The sequence below is a fragment of the Xenorhabdus littoralis genome (assembly GCF_033949345.1).
GTDB classification, from domain to species: domain Bacteria; phylum Pseudomonadota; class Gammaproteobacteria; order Enterobacterales; family Enterobacteriaceae; genus Xenorhabdus; species Xenorhabdus littoralis.
Window position 1 is genome coordinate 15,969 of the sequence record NZ_VCDP01000078.1, and the last position, 18,820, is coordinate 34,788.

The following is an 18,820-nucleotide window of genomic DNA, read 5'->3' on the forward strand; positions in this document are numbered from 1 at the left end:
AGCCTATGTTATGCCCAGTGTGAGTTTTACTGTGAAGTGGCCGAATGGAGAACAGATTCAATATTACTCACCCTCAACGGTGATTTATAACTATTTGTCCATGGGTCAGTGTTACCCAAGTACGCAGTTTTTGCATCAGGTTGAAAATGGTCTGTATGCCGCATCGGAAAGAGTACGGGCATGTTATGGCTTTGCCTGTAGTTCGGCTATGGATAATCTGGCAATCATCAAACACCAAGCCAAGATCTTAGAGCTCAGCCCGCAAGATCACATTGAAATTATTGAAATGACAAATAAATGAGAGGGATGTTCTATGTTAAATATCCAAAATCAAATGTTACAGCCAAATTATGATGTGGTGATTGTTGGTGGTGGTCAGGCCGGTTTATGTATCAGTCACTATTTACAAAAAGCAGGCATTGACCATGTGGTGTTGGAAAAAGAATCCGAGTTGACCCATAGCTGGCGCCGTAAACGTTGGGATAATTTTACTCTGGTGACACCGAACTGGCAGTGCCTGTTGCCTGAACATCCTTATCAAAGGCAAGACCCTGACGGATTTATGAAAAAGCACGAAATTGTGGAATATCTTGATGAATTTATTGAAAAACTCAATCCACCTGTCATTTTAAATATTCAGGTAGAACATGTGAAAAAAGTGGCAGCACATGAGTTTGTCATTAAAACTAATTACGGCACAACCACCGCCAAACAACTTGTCGTCGCAGCAGGCGGGTATCACACCCCGATTTATCCAAAATTAAGCGATGCTTTGCCTGAGCAAATAAAAGTCATGCATTCGGAAGAATATTTAAATGCAGACCAACTGCCTGAAGGTGCAGTGTTGGTGGTCGGGTCAGGACAATCTGGGGCACAGATTGCCGAAGACTTACATCTGGCAGGCAAAAAAGTCTATTTATCGACAGGTGATGCTCCACGTTGTGCCCGGTTCTATCGCGGCAAAGATGTGGTGAAATGGCTGTTTGATATGGGCTATTACGAAACTACGGTGAAAGATCATCGCTATAGTGAAGAAGTACGTGACAGTACCAACCACTATGTCACAGGGCGTGATGGCGGGCATGATATTGACCTGCGTAAATTTGCCTTAGAAGGTATGCAGTTGCTTGGACGTTTTGATGACTTTAAAGATGGTCAACTCTGGTTCAGGCCAGATTTATCAGAAAATCTGGACCGTGCCGATGCCACTTATAATCGGATTAATGCCTCGATTGATGAATATTTAGCTAAAAACAATATTGCGACCGATGAGCCTGTATCGGTGTATCAGCCTGTTTGGCAGCCAGAGCAAGAAATCACACAGATTGATTTAGCAAAAGAAAATATTACTTCCGTGATTTGGTGTATCGGTTTCAGGCCAGATTATTCATGGATTGATTTAGATATTTTTCAGGTCAATGGTTATCCGAAACATGACCGGGGTATTACCATTGATCCGGATGTCACGTTTATTGGTTTGCCGTGGTTATATACATGGGGTTCTGGACGGTTTCTGGGGATCGATCAGGATGCTGCCTATGTGGTACAGCATATTGAGCAAAAAATAAGGCAGCAAAATAGTCATAGTAAACATATTGTAGAAATGGCTGAGTGACCATTACAAGCCCTAACTGTTCCATGCTGCTTAGGCGCAGGTGCCGGGCAAAAATAAGCGGTTACAAGACAGCATGCCTGTAACCGCATCATCAAGAAAACCTGACAGTTTCAGTGATTATTTGCTGGTATCCAGCTCTGGGAAGTTTTTCACCACATCATCAATGGCTTTCATCTGCATCAGGAATGGCTCCAGTTTTGCCAATGGCAGCGCTGACGGGCCATCACATTTTGCATTTTCCGGATCAGGATGTGCTTCAAGGAACAGGCCCGCAATGCCGACGGCCATACCCGCGCGAGCCAGTTCAGCGACTTGCGCGCGACGGCCACCGGAAGCAGCGCCGAATGGATCACGACACTGCAATGAGTGAGTGACGTCAAAAATCACAGGAGCACCGCCGGTTGCCTGCTGCATGACACCAAAGCCCAGCATATCAACGACCAGATTATCATAACCAAAGTTGCTGCCACGATCACACAAGATCACTTGTTCGTTACCGCCTTCCTTGAATTTGTCGACGATATTCCCCATTTGCCCCGGGCTAACGAATTGAGGTTTTTTGATATTAATAACTGCGCCCGTTTTCGCCATGGCTTCAACCAGATCGGTCTGGCGAGCAAGGAACGCAGGAAGCTGGATCACATCAACCACATCAGCCACAGGCTGAGCTTGTGCGGCTTCATGCACATCGGTAATGATTTTCACGCCGAACGTTTGTTTCAGTTCCTGAAAAATTTTCATCCCTTCTTCTAAACCCGGTCCACGGTAAGAATTGATAGAAGAACGGTTAGCCTTATCAAAAGACGCTTTGAAAACATAAGGAATGCCCAGTTTTTGTGTCACAGTCACATAATGCTCACAAATACGCATGGCCAAATCCCGTGACTCAAGGACATTCATACCACCAAACAGTACAAAAGGCAGATCATTCGCGACCTTGATATCACCAATATTAACCACTTTCTGTTGCATGCTTATACCTTCTCTTGTTAAGGGCAAATAAATTTGCGGTATCCATAAAAAAATAAATGAGGAACGGGAGATTTCGTCTTATGACAAGGTTCAATGAAGAACGATTAATCTCTGCCCAATGGAGTTAATCTGCATTTTTATCATTTCTGAGATAGGGTCCTCAGGGCAGTGCTCCACAAAATAACTCAAATCCGAAACAGCGATATGACTGCAATCGAGCTGGGCATATATCAGTCCCCGGTCACGGATTTCATACGGATCTTCAGGGTCAAACATCAGTACAATTTCGCTGGCTTTAAGCGCCAGTTCCATCTTCTTCTCTTCCATCAGGGAAACTTTGATGGTATCAGTGACTTTACGTACAATGCTGATGTTATCGGCTTCCTGTAGGTCTTTCTTTTCCAGACGAACAGTCGGGCCAATATTGCCTTTCAACCAGACATCAAGTGTATGTTCGTTGAGCGTATCGCCATTCATTGGATTGATGAACCAACTCGGTTCATCAACCAAGTCAACTCGCAAAATCAGCTGGGTCGGGAATATCACAGGCTGTATTGGCAGAGCCAGTTCCTGAGCAATGTGTGAGAATACTGTCCCCAAAGCGACAGGGGCACCTTGACGTGTGTGCAATACGTTATCTAACCACAAGGTATCCGACAAACAGTACACGCCATTTGCCCCGCCAAACTTCCATTCTCGATAAAACAGTGTTAACAACGACTGCAATTTTACTTTTGCATCGGTAATAGCGGAAAGTTTCTGTCTGGCTTCTTCAACCAATACAGCTAACTGTTCAGTCACCAACGTTTGAGGGAAATCAGGGCGAATGGCCTGTGTTACTAGAATAATACCGTCAATCAGGGGAGCATTATTGAATTCATAATTAACTATGGGTTTCATTTTTATTCCATCGACCTACCGTGATACGTTCGTTACCACCATAATCCTGAAAAGTTGCTATCTGTTGATAACCTTTCTCCAAAAATAGGTTTCTGACAACGATTCCCTGTTTCCAGCCATGTTCCAATAATAGCCATCCGTTTGGTAACAAAAAATAGCGGGCCTGTTCTACAATTACCTGCAAATCTGCCATACCATTTTGCGCGGCGATCAGGGCAGTGGCTGGTTCAAACCTGACGTCTCCTTCACGCAAATGAGGATCTGATTCATCAATATACGGAGGATTACTGACAATCATATCAAATTGTCTACCTCGGACCGCAGTAAACCACTCACTTTGCAAAAAATTCACATTGTGAAAAGAGAGTTTTTCCGCATTTTTTTCAGCATTGTATTTCGCCAGTGTTACTGCGTCAGGATGAATATCGACACCGGTTACATGGCAATCATGTCGTTCACTTGCCAACGCCAGCGCGATTGCACCGGTTCCTGTGCCAAGATCGAGGATCTGGGCCGGTGAGTCAGGTAACAGTTCCAACGCCTTTTCAACCAAACATTCTGTGTCAGGGCGCGGGATCAGGGTCGCTGGTGATACGGCAAGGGGCAGTGACCAAAATTCACGTTCCCCGACAATATAAGCGATTGGCTCACCCTGAATCCGGCGGGTCAGCAAATCATCAAGCTGATGGATTTCCTCTGATGAAAGCGACGTTTCGCCGAATGCGATCAAATAAGTGCGAGTGCGCCCCGTTACATATTGCAACAAAATTTCTGCATCACGTTTGGGACTGTCACTTTCGGTCAACTGTATAGCCGCATGTTGAAGCCAATGTTGATAGTTCATCAATCCTGCTCTGACAGTGCGGATAATTGATCGGCCTGATATTCGGTAATGATAGGCTGGATAAGCATATCCAGTTTACCTTCCATGACTTCTTCAAGGCGGTATAACGTTAAGTTGATGCGATGGTCGGTCACTCGTCCCTGAGGGAAATTATAGGTACGGTTGCGATCTGAACGGTCACCTGAACCAAGCAGGTTGCGGCGTTCAGAAGCTTCAGCATCCTGACGCTTCTGCGCTTCAGCGGCACGGATGCGCGCAGCAAGCACTGACATCGCTTTTGCTTTGTTTTTGTGCTGTGAACGTTCATCCTGACATTCTACGACAATGCCCGTGGGAAGATGGGTAATTCGAATTGCTGAGTCTGTCGTATTGACGTGCTGTCCACCCGCACCAGAGGAACGGAATGTATCAATTTTCAAATCACTGGCGCTGATTTCCGGTAATTCCGCTTCAGGAATTTCCGGCAGAATAGCAACAGTACAGGCAGACGTATGAATGCGCCCCTGAGATTCGGTTTCAGGGACACGCTGAACGCGATGACCACCCGATTCAAATTTCAGATGACCATATACTTGCTCACCAGAGACTTTGGCAATCACTTCTTTATAGCCACCATGCTCACCCTCATTGGCGCTCATGATTTCAACTTTCCAGCGGCGTGATTCTGCATAACGGCTATACATGCGGAACAAATCCCCGGCAAATATCGCCGCTTCATCACCACCGGTTCCTGCACGAACTTCAAGGAAACAGCTGCGTTCATCGTCCGGATCTTTGGGTAACAACAATAGCTGTAGTTGCTGCTCTAATGCTTCATTACGAATTTTTGCGTCTTTGAGTTCTTCCTGCGCCATTTCCCGCATTTCGGGATCGTCAAGCATCATCTCGGCTGTTTCGATATCATCCTGAACACCCTGCCAGGATTTAAAACAGCTAGTCACATCAGTAAGTTGAGAATATTCTTTTGATAATGCACGGAAACGTTCTTGATCAGCGATCACTTCAGCGTCACCGAGGTGAGCCAAAACTTCTTCATGGCGTTCTTGTAATGCTTCCAGTTTAGCGACAATAGAAGGCTTCATTCGTAATATCAGACCTTATTTTAAAATAGGGTTAGTTATGATCCAGCCCGAGGCTGTCCCGTAATAGATTCAGGCGTTCCAAATCGCCATCACTGGCAGCCTGTTGGAGAGATTTAGTTGGTGTGTGGATCAGCCGATTCGTCAATTGGTGAGTCAATTGATTGATGATCTGTTCAGCATCTGCACCTTGCCTGATGGACATCAGTGCTTTTGCCGTCATTTCAGCCCTGATTTTCTCTGCCTGTTCCCGATATTCGCGAATTGTATTAACAGCGCCCTGAGAACGCAACCAGTCCATGAAATGGCTGCTCTCTTGTTGCACAATACCTTCCGCAACAACCGCTGCGGCTTTACGCTGGGCAAGGTTATGCTGAATAATGGCCTGTAAATCATCCACGCTGTACAGATAGACATCACTCAATTTTTCAACATCCGGCTCAATATCACGGGGAACGGCGATATCGATCAGCAACATCGGCTGATTGCGACGTAATTTCAACGCCCGCTCGACCATGCCTTTACCAATAATCGGCAACGGGCTGGCAGTAGAGCTGATCACAATATCGGCCTCAGCCAGACGAGTATCAATATCCGGCAGGGAAATGACTTCCGCATTAACTTCACTGGCAAGCAGTTGCGCCCGCTCTGTCGTGCGATTGGCGATCATCATGTGACGCACTGAATGTTCCCTGAGATGACGCGCTACCAGCTCAATGGTTTCCCCTGCCCCGACCAGCAGGATGCTCAACTGGGAAAGAGATTCAAAAATTTGCCGCGCAAGTGTACAGGCAGCAAAAGCGACGGAAACGGCATTTGCCCCTATTTCCGTTTCTGTCCTGACTCGTTTTGCGACGGAGAAAGATTTTTGGAACAGGCGTTCCAGTTCCCCCGATAGGGACTGATAATTTTGTGATTCAGCAAATGCTTTTTTCACCTGCCCCAGAATCTGCGGCTCTCCCAATACAAGAGAATCCAAGCCACTCGCGACTCGCATCAAATGGCTGACCGCTTCATTATCCAGATGCCAATAGAGACTTGCTTTCAGATCTTCAGGATTAAGCTGATGATACCCACATAGCCAATTAATTAGCTGCTCTTTAATGTTATCATGCTGTTCAACACTGAGATAAAGCTCCGTACGGTTGCAAGTTGACAGCACAACGCCACCCCGCACCAACGGCTGCTGGAGCAGGTTATCAAGCGCAAGCCCTATCGTGTCAGGAGAAAAAGCTACCCGCTCACGTAAAGAAACAGGCGCTGTTTTATGGTTAATACCCAGTGCTAATAAAGTCATCTTAACTGCGTTGAGTTATCACAGGGAACAAATTCATGATTGATATTAATAACTATTCTCATAAACTCACACCCTTCATAAGGACTCTCATTGGACAAGCATTTTACTTGATGCGTCAGATCAATAAAAGCTGATCAAACCGTTCTGCTGTAATTTATTCGAGAATTCTTGCTAAATTTTCGCTAAATTACCTCCTTGATTATAGAATTGGATAGCTCGTCCCAAATCGCCATATCTATACCCAATCAATTTCAAGTGTCAAATTTTCCTGTTGCCAAGGGTTACCGTATGAAAATGCCTGCTTTTTTTCGCTTACTCCCCCTTTCCGCTATTTTGTTGACAGCCTGTACAGTCACGCAGCCTCCCACAGGCACGGGAGCAGCGAATACGCCACAATGGTATGCCCGTGAACAACAACTGCAAAAGCTGGAACGTTACCAAACCCGGGGTTCGTTCGCTTATTTAGCTAATGAAAAAAAAGTGTATGCCCGCTTTTTCTGGCAACAATATTCGCCCGATAATTATAAATTACTGCTGCTTAACCCACTGGGTACCACAGAATTAGAATTATTCGTTGAACCAAATATGATTCAGCTCACTGACAGTAATGGCAAAAAATATTTCAGTGATGATCCTGAATCCTTAATTTATCAACTTACCGATATGAATATTCCGCTCGATAATTTAAAAAATTGGATTATCGGTTTGCCCGGCAATGCCAAAGATTTTCAGCTGGATGCAAATTATCTGCTGAAATCGGTGAGTGACAGAAAGAATAGTGAAATTTGGCGGGTAAATTATCAGGGATACGATACCTCAGCAATTCCTGCATTACCCAATCGACTGGAGCTCACCCAAGGAAAAAACCGTATAAAATTAAAAATGGATAACTGGACGATTCAATAATGACTTTAACTTGGCCTTCTCCGGCAAAATTGAATTTATTTTTATATATCACAGGACAACGTTCTGATGGCTATCACGAACTGCAAACGTTGTTTCAATTTTTAGATTATGGCGATGAAATAACCATCATTCCCCGTCAGGATAACCAAATCCATTTGCTGACGCCCGTTTCAGGGGTCGGCCATGACGATAATTTGATTGTACGTGCAGCCCGGTTATTACAGAACTACTGCAAGACACATCAAATTGGCATCGGACATTTGGGAGCAGATATCCGCATTGATAAATGTCTGCCGATGGGAGGTGGTTTAGGCGGCGGTTCTTCTAATGCCGCAACCGTGTTAATTGCTCTGAATTATCACTGGCAAGCCAATCTGTCCGATGATGAACTGGCACAGCTTGGTATCAGCCTCGGCGCAGACGTTCCTGTATTTGTCAAAGGACAGGCTGCTTTTGCCGAAGGTATAGGCGAAAAACTCCAACCGGCTTCACCAGAAGAGAAATGGTTTTTGGTTATTCACCCCGGAATTGAGATATCAACCCCGATAATCTTCACAGATCCTGAATTAAAAAGAAATTCTCCGATTCGCGCTCTACCCGCATTATTAAAGGCACCATTCACAAATGATTGTGAACCAATCGCAAGAAAACGTTTTCGTAAGGTTGAACAGCTACTTTTATGGCTGTTACAATACGCCCCGTCACGCCTGACCGGAACTGGTGCATGTGTTTTCGGCGAGTTCGAATCAGAAGCATCAGCCCATAAGGTGTTAAATCAAGCCCCAGAGTGGATGCAGGGCTTTGTTGCGCGGGGCGTTAACATTTCACCGTTGCATACATTCCGCTCTGGGATACCCGTGTTATTGCACCAATGAGCAATGTTTGTTCGATTGGTCAACAATATCTCTCTGGACGCAAGCCTGAGGTTTTTCTCGTGCCCGATATGAAGCTTTTTGCTGGTAATGCCACACCCGAACTAGCACAACGTGTTGCCAACCGCCTGTACACTAGCCTGGGAGACGCTGCTGTCGGTCGTTTTAGTGATGGTGAAGTCAGTGTTCAAATCAATGAAAATGTGCGCGGTGGTGATGTTTTCATCATCCAGTCTACCTGCGCACCGACCAACGACAACCTGATGGAATTAGTTGTTATGGTCGATGCTCTGCGTCGTGCTTCTGCTGGTCGAATTACTGCTGTTATTCCTTACTTCGGTTATGCCCGTCAGGATCGTCGTGTCCGTTCAGCACGTGTGCCTATCACTGCCAAAGTCGTCGCGGACTTTTTGTCCAGCGTGGGTGTAGACCGTGTTCTCACGGTAGACTTGCACGCTGAACAAATCCAAGGCTTCTTTGATGTTCCGGTTGATAATGTCTTTGGCAGCCCAATCCTGCTGGAAGATATGCTCCAGCAAGATTTGGAAAACCCCATTGTTGTCTCTCCGGACATCGGTGGTGTTGTTCGCGCCCGAGCCATTGCCAAACTGCTGAACGATACAGATATGGCCATCATTGATAAGCGTCGCCCGCGTGCAAACGTTTCTCAGGTGATGCATATCATTGGTGATGTTGCTGGCCGTGACTGCGTTCTGGTTGATGATATGATCGACACCGGTGGCACACTGTGCAAAGCAGCCGAAGCATTGAAAGAGCGGGGAGCGAAGCGCGTGTTTGCTTATGCCACCCACCCGATTTTCTCCGGCAATGCAGTGGAAAACATCAAGAACTCAGTGATCGATGAATTTATTGTCTGTGACACAATTCCGCTGTCTGATGAGATCAAGGCACTGAACAAAGTTCGCATTCTGACCCTGTCTGGCATGCTTGCTGAAGCTATTCGCCGCATCAGCAATGAAGAGTCTATCTCTGCCATGTTTGAACACTAATGGTTGAGTTTTAGCTTAAATATTAAGCGCTAACTTATTCAAGTGATTAAATAAATCATTGCCTGAAAAACCCCGTTGCAGCCTTTGCACAACGGGGTTTTTCTGTTTGTTTAACGGGCAAAATTAATGATTTCATTTCGAACCAATCACTAACCGGAATATTAACAAATATAAAATAATTAGTTATATCAACAGATTAAGTTAATTGATGTCAATTTTTTCCACGCCATCGATTTGCTTAATTTATAAACAAACAAAAAGGCTTATTCCGCAAAGATGCCCCCTTCATCTGGTACGTCCAGTTGTCTAATCCTCTGACAATACTGGTGTCATTGAAAAGTTGCTGCTAACCTGTCACGCAATCAATGACGGTAGGATATTATTTCATTACGTCATAATGTAGTATCGACAAGTAAGTATTATTTCCAATCCAGAAAAAGAAAAAGAAAAATAAATTTTACTCATAAATAAACTATGAACACCTCAATTTGAGGTGATGGCTTCTTTTGGCCTAAATTCTGCCAGAGACAGCTTTTTATCAGGTTATTGCTGGAGGGATTTTTAAAAGATGAACGTACTAACATCACATTATATATAAAAAATTCAAATCAATGTGGCCGATTACTAACGGATAACCATACTTAATCTCAGGCGGTTGTTATCAGTAAGTTAACTGCCTGATGCGAATTTATTTCAAATACTCAATGTATCAGCCCAAAAGCAATAGGCTGATATCGCAATAACAAAAACTACTTTTTAAGGAGAGTGCCGATGAAAAAGGCATTTTTATTCACACCTGCACTGCTAGCGCTTTCAATCAATGCGATTTCTACTGCTAATGCCTATGACAGAGTTTATGTTTTTGGTGATAGCCTGAGCGATGGCGGGAATGTGGGGCGTTTTACAACGAATGGCGCTACCAGCCAGTTATATGATGAGTATTTTGCTGAATACATTAAGGTCCCCAAACCGACCGCATCCAAAGATGGCGGAACCAATTATGCTCAAGGTGGTGCCACTGCGCTTAGAATGGCACGTCAAGATCCGAAATTGGATGCTTTTAATCCCAATACCCAAAAACAAGTTGATGATTATCTCAGCCTGCATAATAACCGGGCAGATTCCAATGGCATATACATTCATTGGGTGGGCGGTAATGATCTTGCTGAAGCCTTAATTGCAGGCCAAAAAGATCTTCTTGAGGCGCTTAGAATTGTCAAAACCAGTGCTGCCGCTGCTTCTAGCCAAATTAATAGCCTTATCACTGCGGGTGCAGGGTTAGTGGTTGTGCAGACGGTTCCTGATGTGGGTATTACGCCTAAGTTATTCGAGAGCTTAATAAAAACAGGTCTGGAAGGTAAAGGGGTTTCCGAAGATCGGATTAATTTTATTCTGCAAGAAGTTCATGCAGAAATTAATAAACATGTGATTCCCAATGATGCGGCACATGATTTGGCGCTAAAAAAAGTATTTCATACATTAGCGGAAAAAGGTGAAAAATTAATTCCAGGAGCTTCCGCTACAGCAATTGAAAAAGAACTTACAGAGGGCTATAAAAAAGCCAGAGAAAGTGCGACAAAGCTGATAAATCTCTATAACGAGGCAATAGACAAACAAATCAGCCAAGGAAACGGCAATATCTTACGTGCCGATATCAATGGCTTGCTGAATGAAGTCATCGCTAACCCGCTGATTTATGGCTTTCAGAATACATTAGGCTATTCCTGCCCATATGGCGAGAGTGCCGCTAAATGTTCCTCCGATGATCCCGATTTTGTCAAAAAGTTTTTATTTTCTGACAATTTCCACCCAAATCCATTAGCGCATAAAATTGAAGCCCAATACATGGCCTCTATCTTTATTGCACCATCACAGGTAATGGCGCTGAACCAAGTTAACCGTGCCCCTGTTAAAAGCGCCCTCTCTTCACTTGACGGCCATTTGCAACAACTGCGCAATGGCGGCAATGAGCAAGGCAAAACCGGTGTCTTCGGTGGATTTACCGGCAGCCAGAATAAAACCTTTACGCTGGGCAGCGATTATCAGCTGATTGATAACCTGCTGCTGGGTGCGATGTATTCTAACTATAAAGACGAGCGTACTCCTGCGGCTAACTTCTCTTATGCCGGTCATGGTCATGTGTTCACGGCTTATGGACTGTGGAATTATTACAGCAACGGTTGGCTGAACGGCGATGTGCATTATTCTCGCACCAATTATGACACCCTGACCCGTTCCATCGAGCTTGGTTATGCGACCCGCAGGGAAACAGGTTCTACTACGGGTAAACAGTGGGGAGCCCGCATCACCGCAGGTTGGGATATCCCAGTCACCCGCTATCTGACCACCAGCCCGGTTATTCAGTATGCCTGGGATAAAGGTGAGATCGATGGTTACCGTGAATCCGGTAACAATAGCACTTCCATGCATTTTGGTGATCAGAACTATACCTCTAAAGTCGGTACACTGGGCTGGCGGGTGGATACGAAGTTAGGTCGCGTCAACCCTTATGCTGCTGTTCAATTCAATCATCAGTTCGATGATGCTCGCTACAAATTGCGCAGCGCCATTAATTCCACCGAAACGTCCTCTGTACAAGAAGGTGGCAAACAGAGCAGCAACTGGCGTCAATATACTGTCGGCGTGAATGCAAATCTAATCAATAACGTGCGCGGATTTGCTTCCGTTACCCGTAATGACGGCAATGACCAAGATCCTAACTACAATTTCAGCTTAGGCATCAACGCTAGCTTCTAAATTCTGTAATCAGAAACGCAAGGCAAATATGTCCCAATAGATTTGGGTATAAATGCTTTGCGTTTTTTGTTTCCCCCCGCCATTCAACGCTCGTATACACATACCAACATCATGTTTAACTTCCATATATAGAGACAGAAGTAGTATCGGGCTGAAATCATTAAAAGGACAGCCCTTAATCAAAAAGGACAAACGTCAAGTGGATGGATGAATATTCTTTTAATTCAAGGTGCTGTGGAAATTTAAAAAAATAAGCTATTTTTCAGGAGAACTGGGAATGAAAAAAGCACAATTTTTGATATCAGCAACGACAGCATTTCTATTTAATTGCATTCCAAATGCCCATGCCTATGACAATGTTTATGTTTTTGGTGATAGTTTAAGTGACGGCGGTAATTTGGGAAGATTCACAACAGATGGAAAAGACTCTGAACTATATGATGAATATATAACCAGAAAACTCACCGGCAAAAAGTTAATCCCATCTAAGAATGACGGAACTAATTATGCAATAGCCGGAGCAACTGCTGATGGTTTATTAAGTTCAAAGCATCATCTATTTAATCCTTCGACCAAAGAACAAGTCGATGATTATTTGCAACAACATTCCGGACAAGCTAATCCTAATGGTCTGTATATACATTGGGTTGGTGGTAATAATATTGCTGAAGCTCTGGAATATGTAGCCAATGGTGATAAAGAAAAAGCACAAAATATTATCAATGACAGTTCTGCATCTGCTGCATCGCAGGTCAATCAACTCATTAATTCTGGTGCAGGTTTGGTTATTGTCCCCAATGTTCCTGATGTCGGAACCACTCCCAAAATTATGGAAGAAGTACTTACTGCCGCATTAAAAAAAAGCCAGGTCCCGGATACACAAATTAAGGAAATTCTGGAACAAACCCACAAAGCTATTAATAAATATCCCACGCCAAATACTGATATTCGACAAAAAGTTATCGAAGGTGTTCTTGAAAAAATAGCAGAAAATGCAGCTCCCCAAGATCCAACCAAAGCGAAAGAGATCTATCAACAACTGCTTGATGCCTATAAGAAGAGCACCCAGATTGCCTCCCAATTTTCCAACGAATATAACCAGAAAGAAGATAATCAATTGGGTAACGGCAATATCCTGCGTGCCGATATCAATCTCCTCTTACGGGAAGTGATTGAGAACCCGATTATATATGGTATCTCCAATACCCTCGGATATCCTTGCCCACTAGGTAAATATGCAGCGGAATGTTCTTCTTCCGACCCTGATTTTGATAAAAGTCAGACATATTTGTTTTCCGATGATTTCCACCCCAGTCCTTACGGACATCGGATGATCGGTCAGTACATTATGTCCATTTATAATGCACCATTACAGGTCATGGCGTTGAATCAGGCTAACCACATACCTCTCAAAAGCGTTCTGTCCTCGCTTGATGGGCATCTTCAACAACTGCATAATTCTCGTAATACCAAAGGGAAATTTGGTGTATTCGGCGGTTATACCGGCAATCACAATAACACCTTTACATTGGGTAGTGATTACCAGCTGACAGATGATTTGTTGTTGGGAGCAACTATTTCACACTATCGAAGCGAAGAAAATTCAACTAATAACTTCACTTATGATGGACGGGCTCATGTTCTGACGGCTTATGCGCTGTGGAACTATCTTGACAACGGCTGGTTAAGCGGTGATTTTCATTATTCACATACCCATTACGATAGCTTGCTCCGTACTATCCAACTTGGCCAGGCGACCCGCAGGGAAACGGGCTCTACCACGGGTAAACAGTGGGGTTGGCGGCTCACGGCTGGCTGGACTATCCCTATCACCAATTACCTGACGACCAGCCCAATCATTCAATATGCGTGGGATAAAGGCAATATCGATGGTTATCGTGAATCCGGCAGCAATAGTACTTCCATGCATTTTGGTGCCCAGCACTATAACTCCAGCATCGCTTCACTGGGCTGGCGGGTTGATACCCAATTAGGTCGTTTCAACCCTTACGCTTCTATCCTGCTCAATCATCAATTTGATGGTAAACGCAATACACTTCGCAGCGCGATCAATTCCACTAAAACGAGTTTTGTTCAACAGGGACAGAAGCCAGATAGAAACCGTTTTCAATATACAGTGGGGGTTAATGCCAATCTGACCCATGATTTTCGGGCGTTTGCAGCCGTATCACACGAAAAGAGCAATAACTCATCAAATAATGATTATGATTTCAACTTAGGTTTCAACGTCAGCTTTTGACGTCTACTTTTATCGAGTATCGAGCAAAAAGAGACAGGCAAGGCGGTAAAAATTACCGCCTTGCCTACATTTGCTGAATCCAATCACTATAAAAATCACAGATGCTGATGTTTTTTACGGCGGTAACGTTCATCGTAATTCTTTAACCACCAATATTTGTCAGCAACTTCTTCACGACCACCAATACGGGCTCCTGCCAACCAAATCAATGCGCCAACAAACAGCCCCATTAATGCGCTACCTGTCAATAGTTCAGACTGCCCAAACCCGAAAATATGACTGAGTAAAACATAGGCCAGACTGGAGAACATTGCTATCATTCCCAATCCCATAAGAATGTTACCCAGAATAAAAGCATTTTTACGTTTCATAGCCGACCTCCAATACTTTTTGCGAACGTAATTCGTAAACAAAACGGACTCAAAAGCACGAAAGTAGATACCTTCTCCTGCATTGATTATAGTATTAATATTTAAAAGGTTATTGCGGTGGTGATCACAAGTTGTACAGATTAAAACCTAATCTTTTACATTCTGTCAGATTAATATTTGTTAAACAGAATCATTACCAAAAACACCGGCCCCCAAATGACTATCTTAAAATAATTCATATGATACTTTTCAATACCATAATGAATTTTGTACTCAGGCCTTGAGATAGGTAAACTAATCCTCTTTTTTATTTTATTGCCAATAAGCGAACCAAAACTGTGAGTAATATAAAATTAATCGTTGGCCTGGCAAATCCAGGGGCTGAATATGCGCAGACCAGACATAATGCCGGAGCATGGTTTGTCGATTTGTTAGCACAACGCTATAACCAGTCCCTGAAAGAAGAGAGTAAATTTTTTGGCTATACTGCCCGCATCAATATCAATGGACAGGATATCCGCTTACTGGTGCCAGCCACCTTCATGAATCTCAGTGGTAAATCCGTCCTTGCCCTTGCCGGATTCTACCGCATTCAACCGGACGAAATTCTGGTAGCGCATGACGAACTGGATCTGCCGCCGGGTGTGGCAAAAATGAAATTGGGCGGCAGCAATGGCGGCCATAATGGTCTGAAAGATATTCAGAACAAATTCAGCAATAATCCGAATTTTCATCGCCTGCGTATTGGCATTGGTCATCCGGGAGATAAAAATAAAGTCGTGGGTTTTGTCCTTGGCAAGCCCCCTGCCAGTGAACAACAACTGATTGACGATGCCATTGATGAAGCATTGCGCTGCACTGATATTCTCATTAAAGATGGTATGAGCAAGGCGATTAACCGCCTGCACGCTTTTAAAGCCGGCGCCTAGCCGGGAGTACGTGGCGCATCAGGTTATTGCGTGTATAATAGCGCCAATTTTGTATAACTCACCAACAGGCGTAATTACCCGTTGGTTTATAAGTGATTTAAGGTGATAAATATATGGGATTCAAATGCGGTATCGTTGGCCTGCCTAACGTTGGGAAATCTACATTATTCAATGCGCTGACCAAAGCAGGTATCGAAGCAGCAAACTTCCCGTTCTGCACTATCGAGCCAAACACAGGTGTTGTGCCGATGCCGGACTCACGTCTCGACCAACTGGCTGAGATTGTCAAACCACAGCGCATCCTGCCAACGACCATGGAATTCGTGGATATCGCAGGTTTGGTAAAAGGTGCTTCAAAAGGTGAAGGTCTGGGTAACCAATTCCTGACCAATATCCGTGAAACAGAAGCAATCGGCCATGTTGTACGTTGCTTTGAAAACGACAACATCATTCACGTTTCCGGTCAGGTTGATCCAGCCGCTGATATTGACATTATCAATACTGAGCTGGCGCTGTCCGATCTGGATACTTGTGAACGTGCTATCCAGCGTGTACAGAAGAAAGCCAAAGGTGGCGATAAAGACGCAAAAACCGAACTGGAAGCTTTGGAAAAATGCCTCCCTCACCTTGAACAAGCGGGTATGCTGCGGGCTTTAGACCTGAGCGCGGAAGAAAAAGCCGCCATTCGCTATCTGAGCTTCCTGACATTGAAACCAACCATGTACATCGCCAACGTCAATGAAGATGGTTTCGAAAATAACCCACATCTTGATACCGTTCGTGCCATCGCGGTAAAAGAAGGTTCGGTTGTTGTTCCTGTTTGTGCTGCCATTGAATCTGATATCGCAGAACTGGAAGACGCTGATCGCGAAGAATTCATGGCTGAATTAGGTCTGGAAGAACCCGGCTTGAACCGAGTTATCCGTGCGGGCTATGAACTGCTGAATCTGCAAACTTACTTCACCGCAGGCGTGAAAGAAGTTCGTGCCTGGACGATCCCTGTAGGTGCTACCGCTCCACAAGCTGCGGGTAAAATCCATACTGACTTTGAGAAAGGCTTTATCCGTGCCCAAACCATCGCGTTTGAAGATTTCATCACTTATAAAGGTGAACAAGGCGCGAAAGAAGCAGGCAAAATGCGTGCTGAAGGGAAAGAATACATCGTTAAAGATGGCGATGTAATGAACTTCTTGTTCAACGTCTAAATAATATTTTTCGTCCTACGACATCTCAACATGTCTTATCGAGACGAAGAGTATCCATAAAATCCACGCCACGGCGTGGATTTTTGTTTATATATAACCATCAAAGGATATTGTAAATAATCTGACTCCTATCCTGTTTTTCTCACACTTCCCCACACTATTGCTCCTTTATGAAAAGTCGCTGTTCGTGGCGAAATACGTGCCACCGCTTCGGCAGAACACGAGGCATCCACCAGCACAAAGCTGGCATCATCCTGCACTTTAGGCCATAGTCGCTCACCTTTACCGTTGAGCGGTAGCACGTCTCCGGTGGCAATCGCCAGAGAACGAGACAACGTTTGCTCATTTGGCCGAATGTATAACTGTGCGTACAAATTTGCCTTCTCCAGCATGTCACCCGAACCAAACGGCGACCAGTGATCAATCACGCTATCCGTTCCGGTCATCACAAATACACCTTTATCGCGCAGCTGTTTGAGAGGCATATGCAACGTACCGATAGGTACTGTCGAAGCAATAGTCACCTGCTGTTCTGCCATTCGAACAGCGATTTCATCCACCTGCTGTTCGTTAAGCGTCACCAGCGCAAAGGCATGGCTGATAGTCAGTTTGCCTCTTAATTGTGGTGTTTTTTCTACAGTTTCCAACATGTAATTAATTGCCGCTATACCTGCCGGATGGGTTTCATGCAGATGAATGTCTATCCCTTTTCCATAATCCAGTGCAATCTGGAACATTGTATCAAGGGACTTTTCCATTGAACCGTCAACATTGGTCGGATCGAGTCCCCCGACATAATCCGCCCCCATCATCATCGCTTCACGCATCAACGGTTCCGATTTAGAAAGTAATAAACCGTGCTGCGGGAAAGCCACAATCTCACAATTGAAGCCAGACTGACGACGTGCCAGCACTGTTTGCAAGTTTTCAAGGTTTTTCAGGCCTGATATAGATTCAATATTGCAGTGACTGCGGGCAATAGTGGTGCCTTTTGACTGAATAAGATCAATCAACTTTTCCGCGCGTTCTTGGGTGTACGGTTGCAATTCTGGCAATAGTTTTTGTTCAAGTTTAATCATATCCTGAATGGTAGTGCCTTCTGGACGGTTGAGAGCACACCAAGGACCGCCATAAAATGTTTTATCCAGATGAATATGCATATCCCGCATAGCCGGAAGCATTAATTTGTTACCCGCATCGTAATGCGGCAACGAGTTATTCGGATGAAGTTTGCTCTCATGTAGGGCAACAATTTTACCATTATTGATTTCCAGCGTTTTCAACTCAGTAAGAGTACTGACTGCCGTCAGCCCCTCAAATACAAATCCAGACTCCAGTAAAACGTTATCCAAGTAATAGTGTTTATCGTTGTAATAGTGTTTATCGTTGATCTGCATGGAATAACCCATTTTACTGTTTGCTGTAGCCGGCTGTTCAGCATATGTAGCAGGGCTGATTGCGCCAAGCAGCGAACAGCCAGCAATCATCCTGCTGCTCTGACTTAAGAATTCACGACGATTTTTATGTTTGTTCATGCCTTCTTCCTTTTCAGTCATTAACTTGATATTCGTCCACTTTCAAGGCGTTATTTCTTAAGGCTGTCTTTAAGGCATAGTGTATATCACTCAGAATTCTTTTTGAGATGACCGTGGCTCACATTTTCTGCAAGGTGCGATTAAATAACATTAATACAAAATTTTTAGTTACTCTCCTTTGGAAAAACAGCTTTCAGATATATTTTTTATTCAATGAACAAGACGCATTGAATAATAACAATCAAAAACAATCACGATTAAAATAATC

The 18,820-nt window shown here is 44.2% G+C and carries 16 protein-coding genes; 9 read left to right on the forward strand and 7 right to left on the reverse strand.

What is annotated here, in order from left to right; translation table 11 throughout:
• Positions 1 to 10 precede the first annotated feature (10 nt).
• Positions 11 to 301: an MSMEG_0570 family nitrogen starvation response protein gene (locus FE394_RS16540; RefSeq protein ID WP_319927451.1), complete on the forward strand. Its 291-nt coding sequence runs from the start codon at positions 11 to 13 to the stop codon at positions 299 to 301.
• A 12-nt stretch (positions 302 to 313) separates the two neighbouring features.
• On the forward strand, positions 314 to 1,615 hold the full coding sequence (locus FE394_RS16545) for an MSMEG_0569 family flavin-dependent oxidoreductase (RefSeq protein ID WP_319927452.1): 1,302 nt from the start codon (positions 314 to 316) through the stop codon (positions 1,613 to 1,615).
• A gap of 117 nt (positions 1,616 to 1,732) precedes the next feature.
• Here the strand turns inward: FE394_RS16545 and kdsA are convergent, their stop codons facing one another.
• The 5 genes from kdsA to hemA form a co-directional block, all read right to left on the reverse strand.
• On the reverse strand, positions 1,733 to 2,587 hold the full coding sequence (gene kdsA, locus FE394_RS16550; protein WP_319927453.1) for a 3-deoxy-8-phosphooctulonate synthase: 855 nt from the start codon (positions 2,585 to 2,587) through the stop codon (positions 1,733 to 1,735).
• Between the two features lie 90 nt (positions 2,588 to 2,677).
• Complete coding sequence (sirB1, locus tag FE394_RS16555; RefSeq protein ID WP_319927454.1) at positions 2,678 to 3,487, reverse strand: invasion regulator SirB1; 810 nt, start codon at positions 3,485 to 3,487, stop codon at positions 2,678 to 2,680.
• Positions 3,471 to 4,331 carry a peptide chain release factor N(5)-glutamine methyltransferase gene (gene prmC, locus FE394_RS16560; RefSeq protein WP_319927455.1) on the reverse strand — a complete coding sequence of 287 codons (861 nt, stop codon included), beginning with the start codon at positions 4,329 to 4,331 and terminating at the stop codon, positions 3,471 to 3,473. The genes sirB1 and prmC overlap by 17 nt, the downstream gene beginning before the upstream one ends.
• A complete protein-coding gene (gene prfA, locus FE394_RS16565; protein ID WP_319927456.1) occupies positions 4,331 to 5,413 on the reverse strand; it encodes a peptide chain release factor 1 in 1,083 nt (360 codons plus the stop codon). The genes prmC and prfA overlap by 1 nt, the downstream gene beginning before the upstream one ends.
• 31 nt (positions 5,414 to 5,444) lie before the next feature.
• A complete protein-coding gene (hemA, locus tag FE394_RS16570; protein ID WP_319927457.1) occupies positions 5,445 to 6,707 on the reverse strand; it encodes a glutamyl-tRNA reductase in 1,263 nt (420 codons plus the stop codon).
• A gap of 288 nt (positions 6,708 to 6,995) precedes the next feature.
• Here hemA and lolB point away from each other — a divergent pair, with 288 nt between their 5' ends.
• From lolB to FE394_RS16595, 5 genes are all read left to right on the forward strand, one after another.
• Positions 6,996 to 7,613, forward strand: coding sequence for a lipoprotein insertase outer membrane protein LolB (gene lolB / locus FE394_RS16575; protein ID WP_319927458.1), 618 nt, complete (start codon positions 6,996 to 6,998; stop codon positions 7,611 to 7,613).
• Positions 7,613 to 8,488 (forward strand): 4-(cytidine 5'-diphospho)-2-C-methyl-D-erythritol kinase, encoded by an 876-nt coding sequence (ispE, locus tag FE394_RS16580; RefSeq protein ID WP_319927459.1) that lies wholly within the window; start codon positions 7,613 to 7,615, stop codon positions 8,486 to 8,488. The genes lolB and ispE overlap by 1 nt, the downstream gene beginning before the upstream one ends.
• Positions 8,489 to 8,547: 59 nt before the next feature.
• Positions 8,548 to 9,495, forward strand: coding sequence for a ribose-phosphate diphosphokinase (prs, locus tag FE394_RS16585; protein ID WP_319927468.1), 948 nt, complete (start codon positions 8,548 to 8,550; stop codon positions 9,493 to 9,495).
• A 771-nt stretch (positions 9,496 to 10,266) separates the two neighbouring features.
• On the forward strand, positions 10,267 to 12,252 hold the full coding sequence (locus FE394_RS16590) for an autotransporter outer membrane beta-barrel domain-containing protein (protein WP_319927460.1): 1,986 nt from the start codon (positions 10,267 to 10,269) through the stop codon (positions 12,250 to 12,252).
• Positions 12,253 to 12,529: 277 nt separating this feature from the next.
• Complete coding sequence (locus tag FE394_RS16595) at positions 12,530 to 14,512, forward strand: autotransporter outer membrane beta-barrel domain-containing protein (RefSeq protein WP_319927461.1); 1,983 nt, start codon at positions 12,530 to 12,532, stop codon at positions 14,510 to 14,512.
• Positions 14,513 to 14,607: 95 nt separating this feature from the next.
• Here FE394_RS16595 and ychH read toward each other — a convergent pair whose 3' ends face one another.
• Positions 14,608 to 14,883, reverse strand: a complete 276-nt coding sequence (ychH, locus tag FE394_RS16600) for a stress-induced protein YchH (RefSeq protein WP_319927462.1) — start codon at positions 14,881 to 14,883, stop codon at positions 14,608 to 14,610.
• 338 nt (positions 14,884 to 15,221) lie between these two features.
• On the opposite strand from ychH, the gene pth reads away from it, so the two are divergent.
• Both pth and ychF read left to right on the forward strand, forming a co-directional pair.
• Entirely contained in the window at positions 15,222 to 15,812 is a 591-nt protein-coding gene (pth, locus tag FE394_RS16605) for an aminoacyl-tRNA hydrolase (protein WP_319927463.1), read from the forward strand.
• A gap of 113 nt (positions 15,813 to 15,925) precedes the next feature.
• A complete protein-coding gene (gene ychF / locus FE394_RS16610; protein WP_319927464.1) occupies positions 15,926 to 17,017 on the forward strand; it encodes a redox-regulated ATPase YchF in 1,092 nt (363 codons plus the stop codon).
• Positions 17,018 to 17,145: 128 nt separating this feature from the next.
• Here the strand turns inward: ychF and FE394_RS16615 are convergent, their stop codons facing one another.
• Positions 17,146 to 18,552 (reverse strand): amidohydrolase family protein, encoded by a 1,407-nt coding sequence (locus FE394_RS16615; RefSeq protein ID WP_319927465.1) that lies wholly within the window; start codon positions 18,550 to 18,552, stop codon positions 17,146 to 17,148.
• Between the last annotated feature and the right edge of the window lie 268 nt (positions 18,553 to 18,820).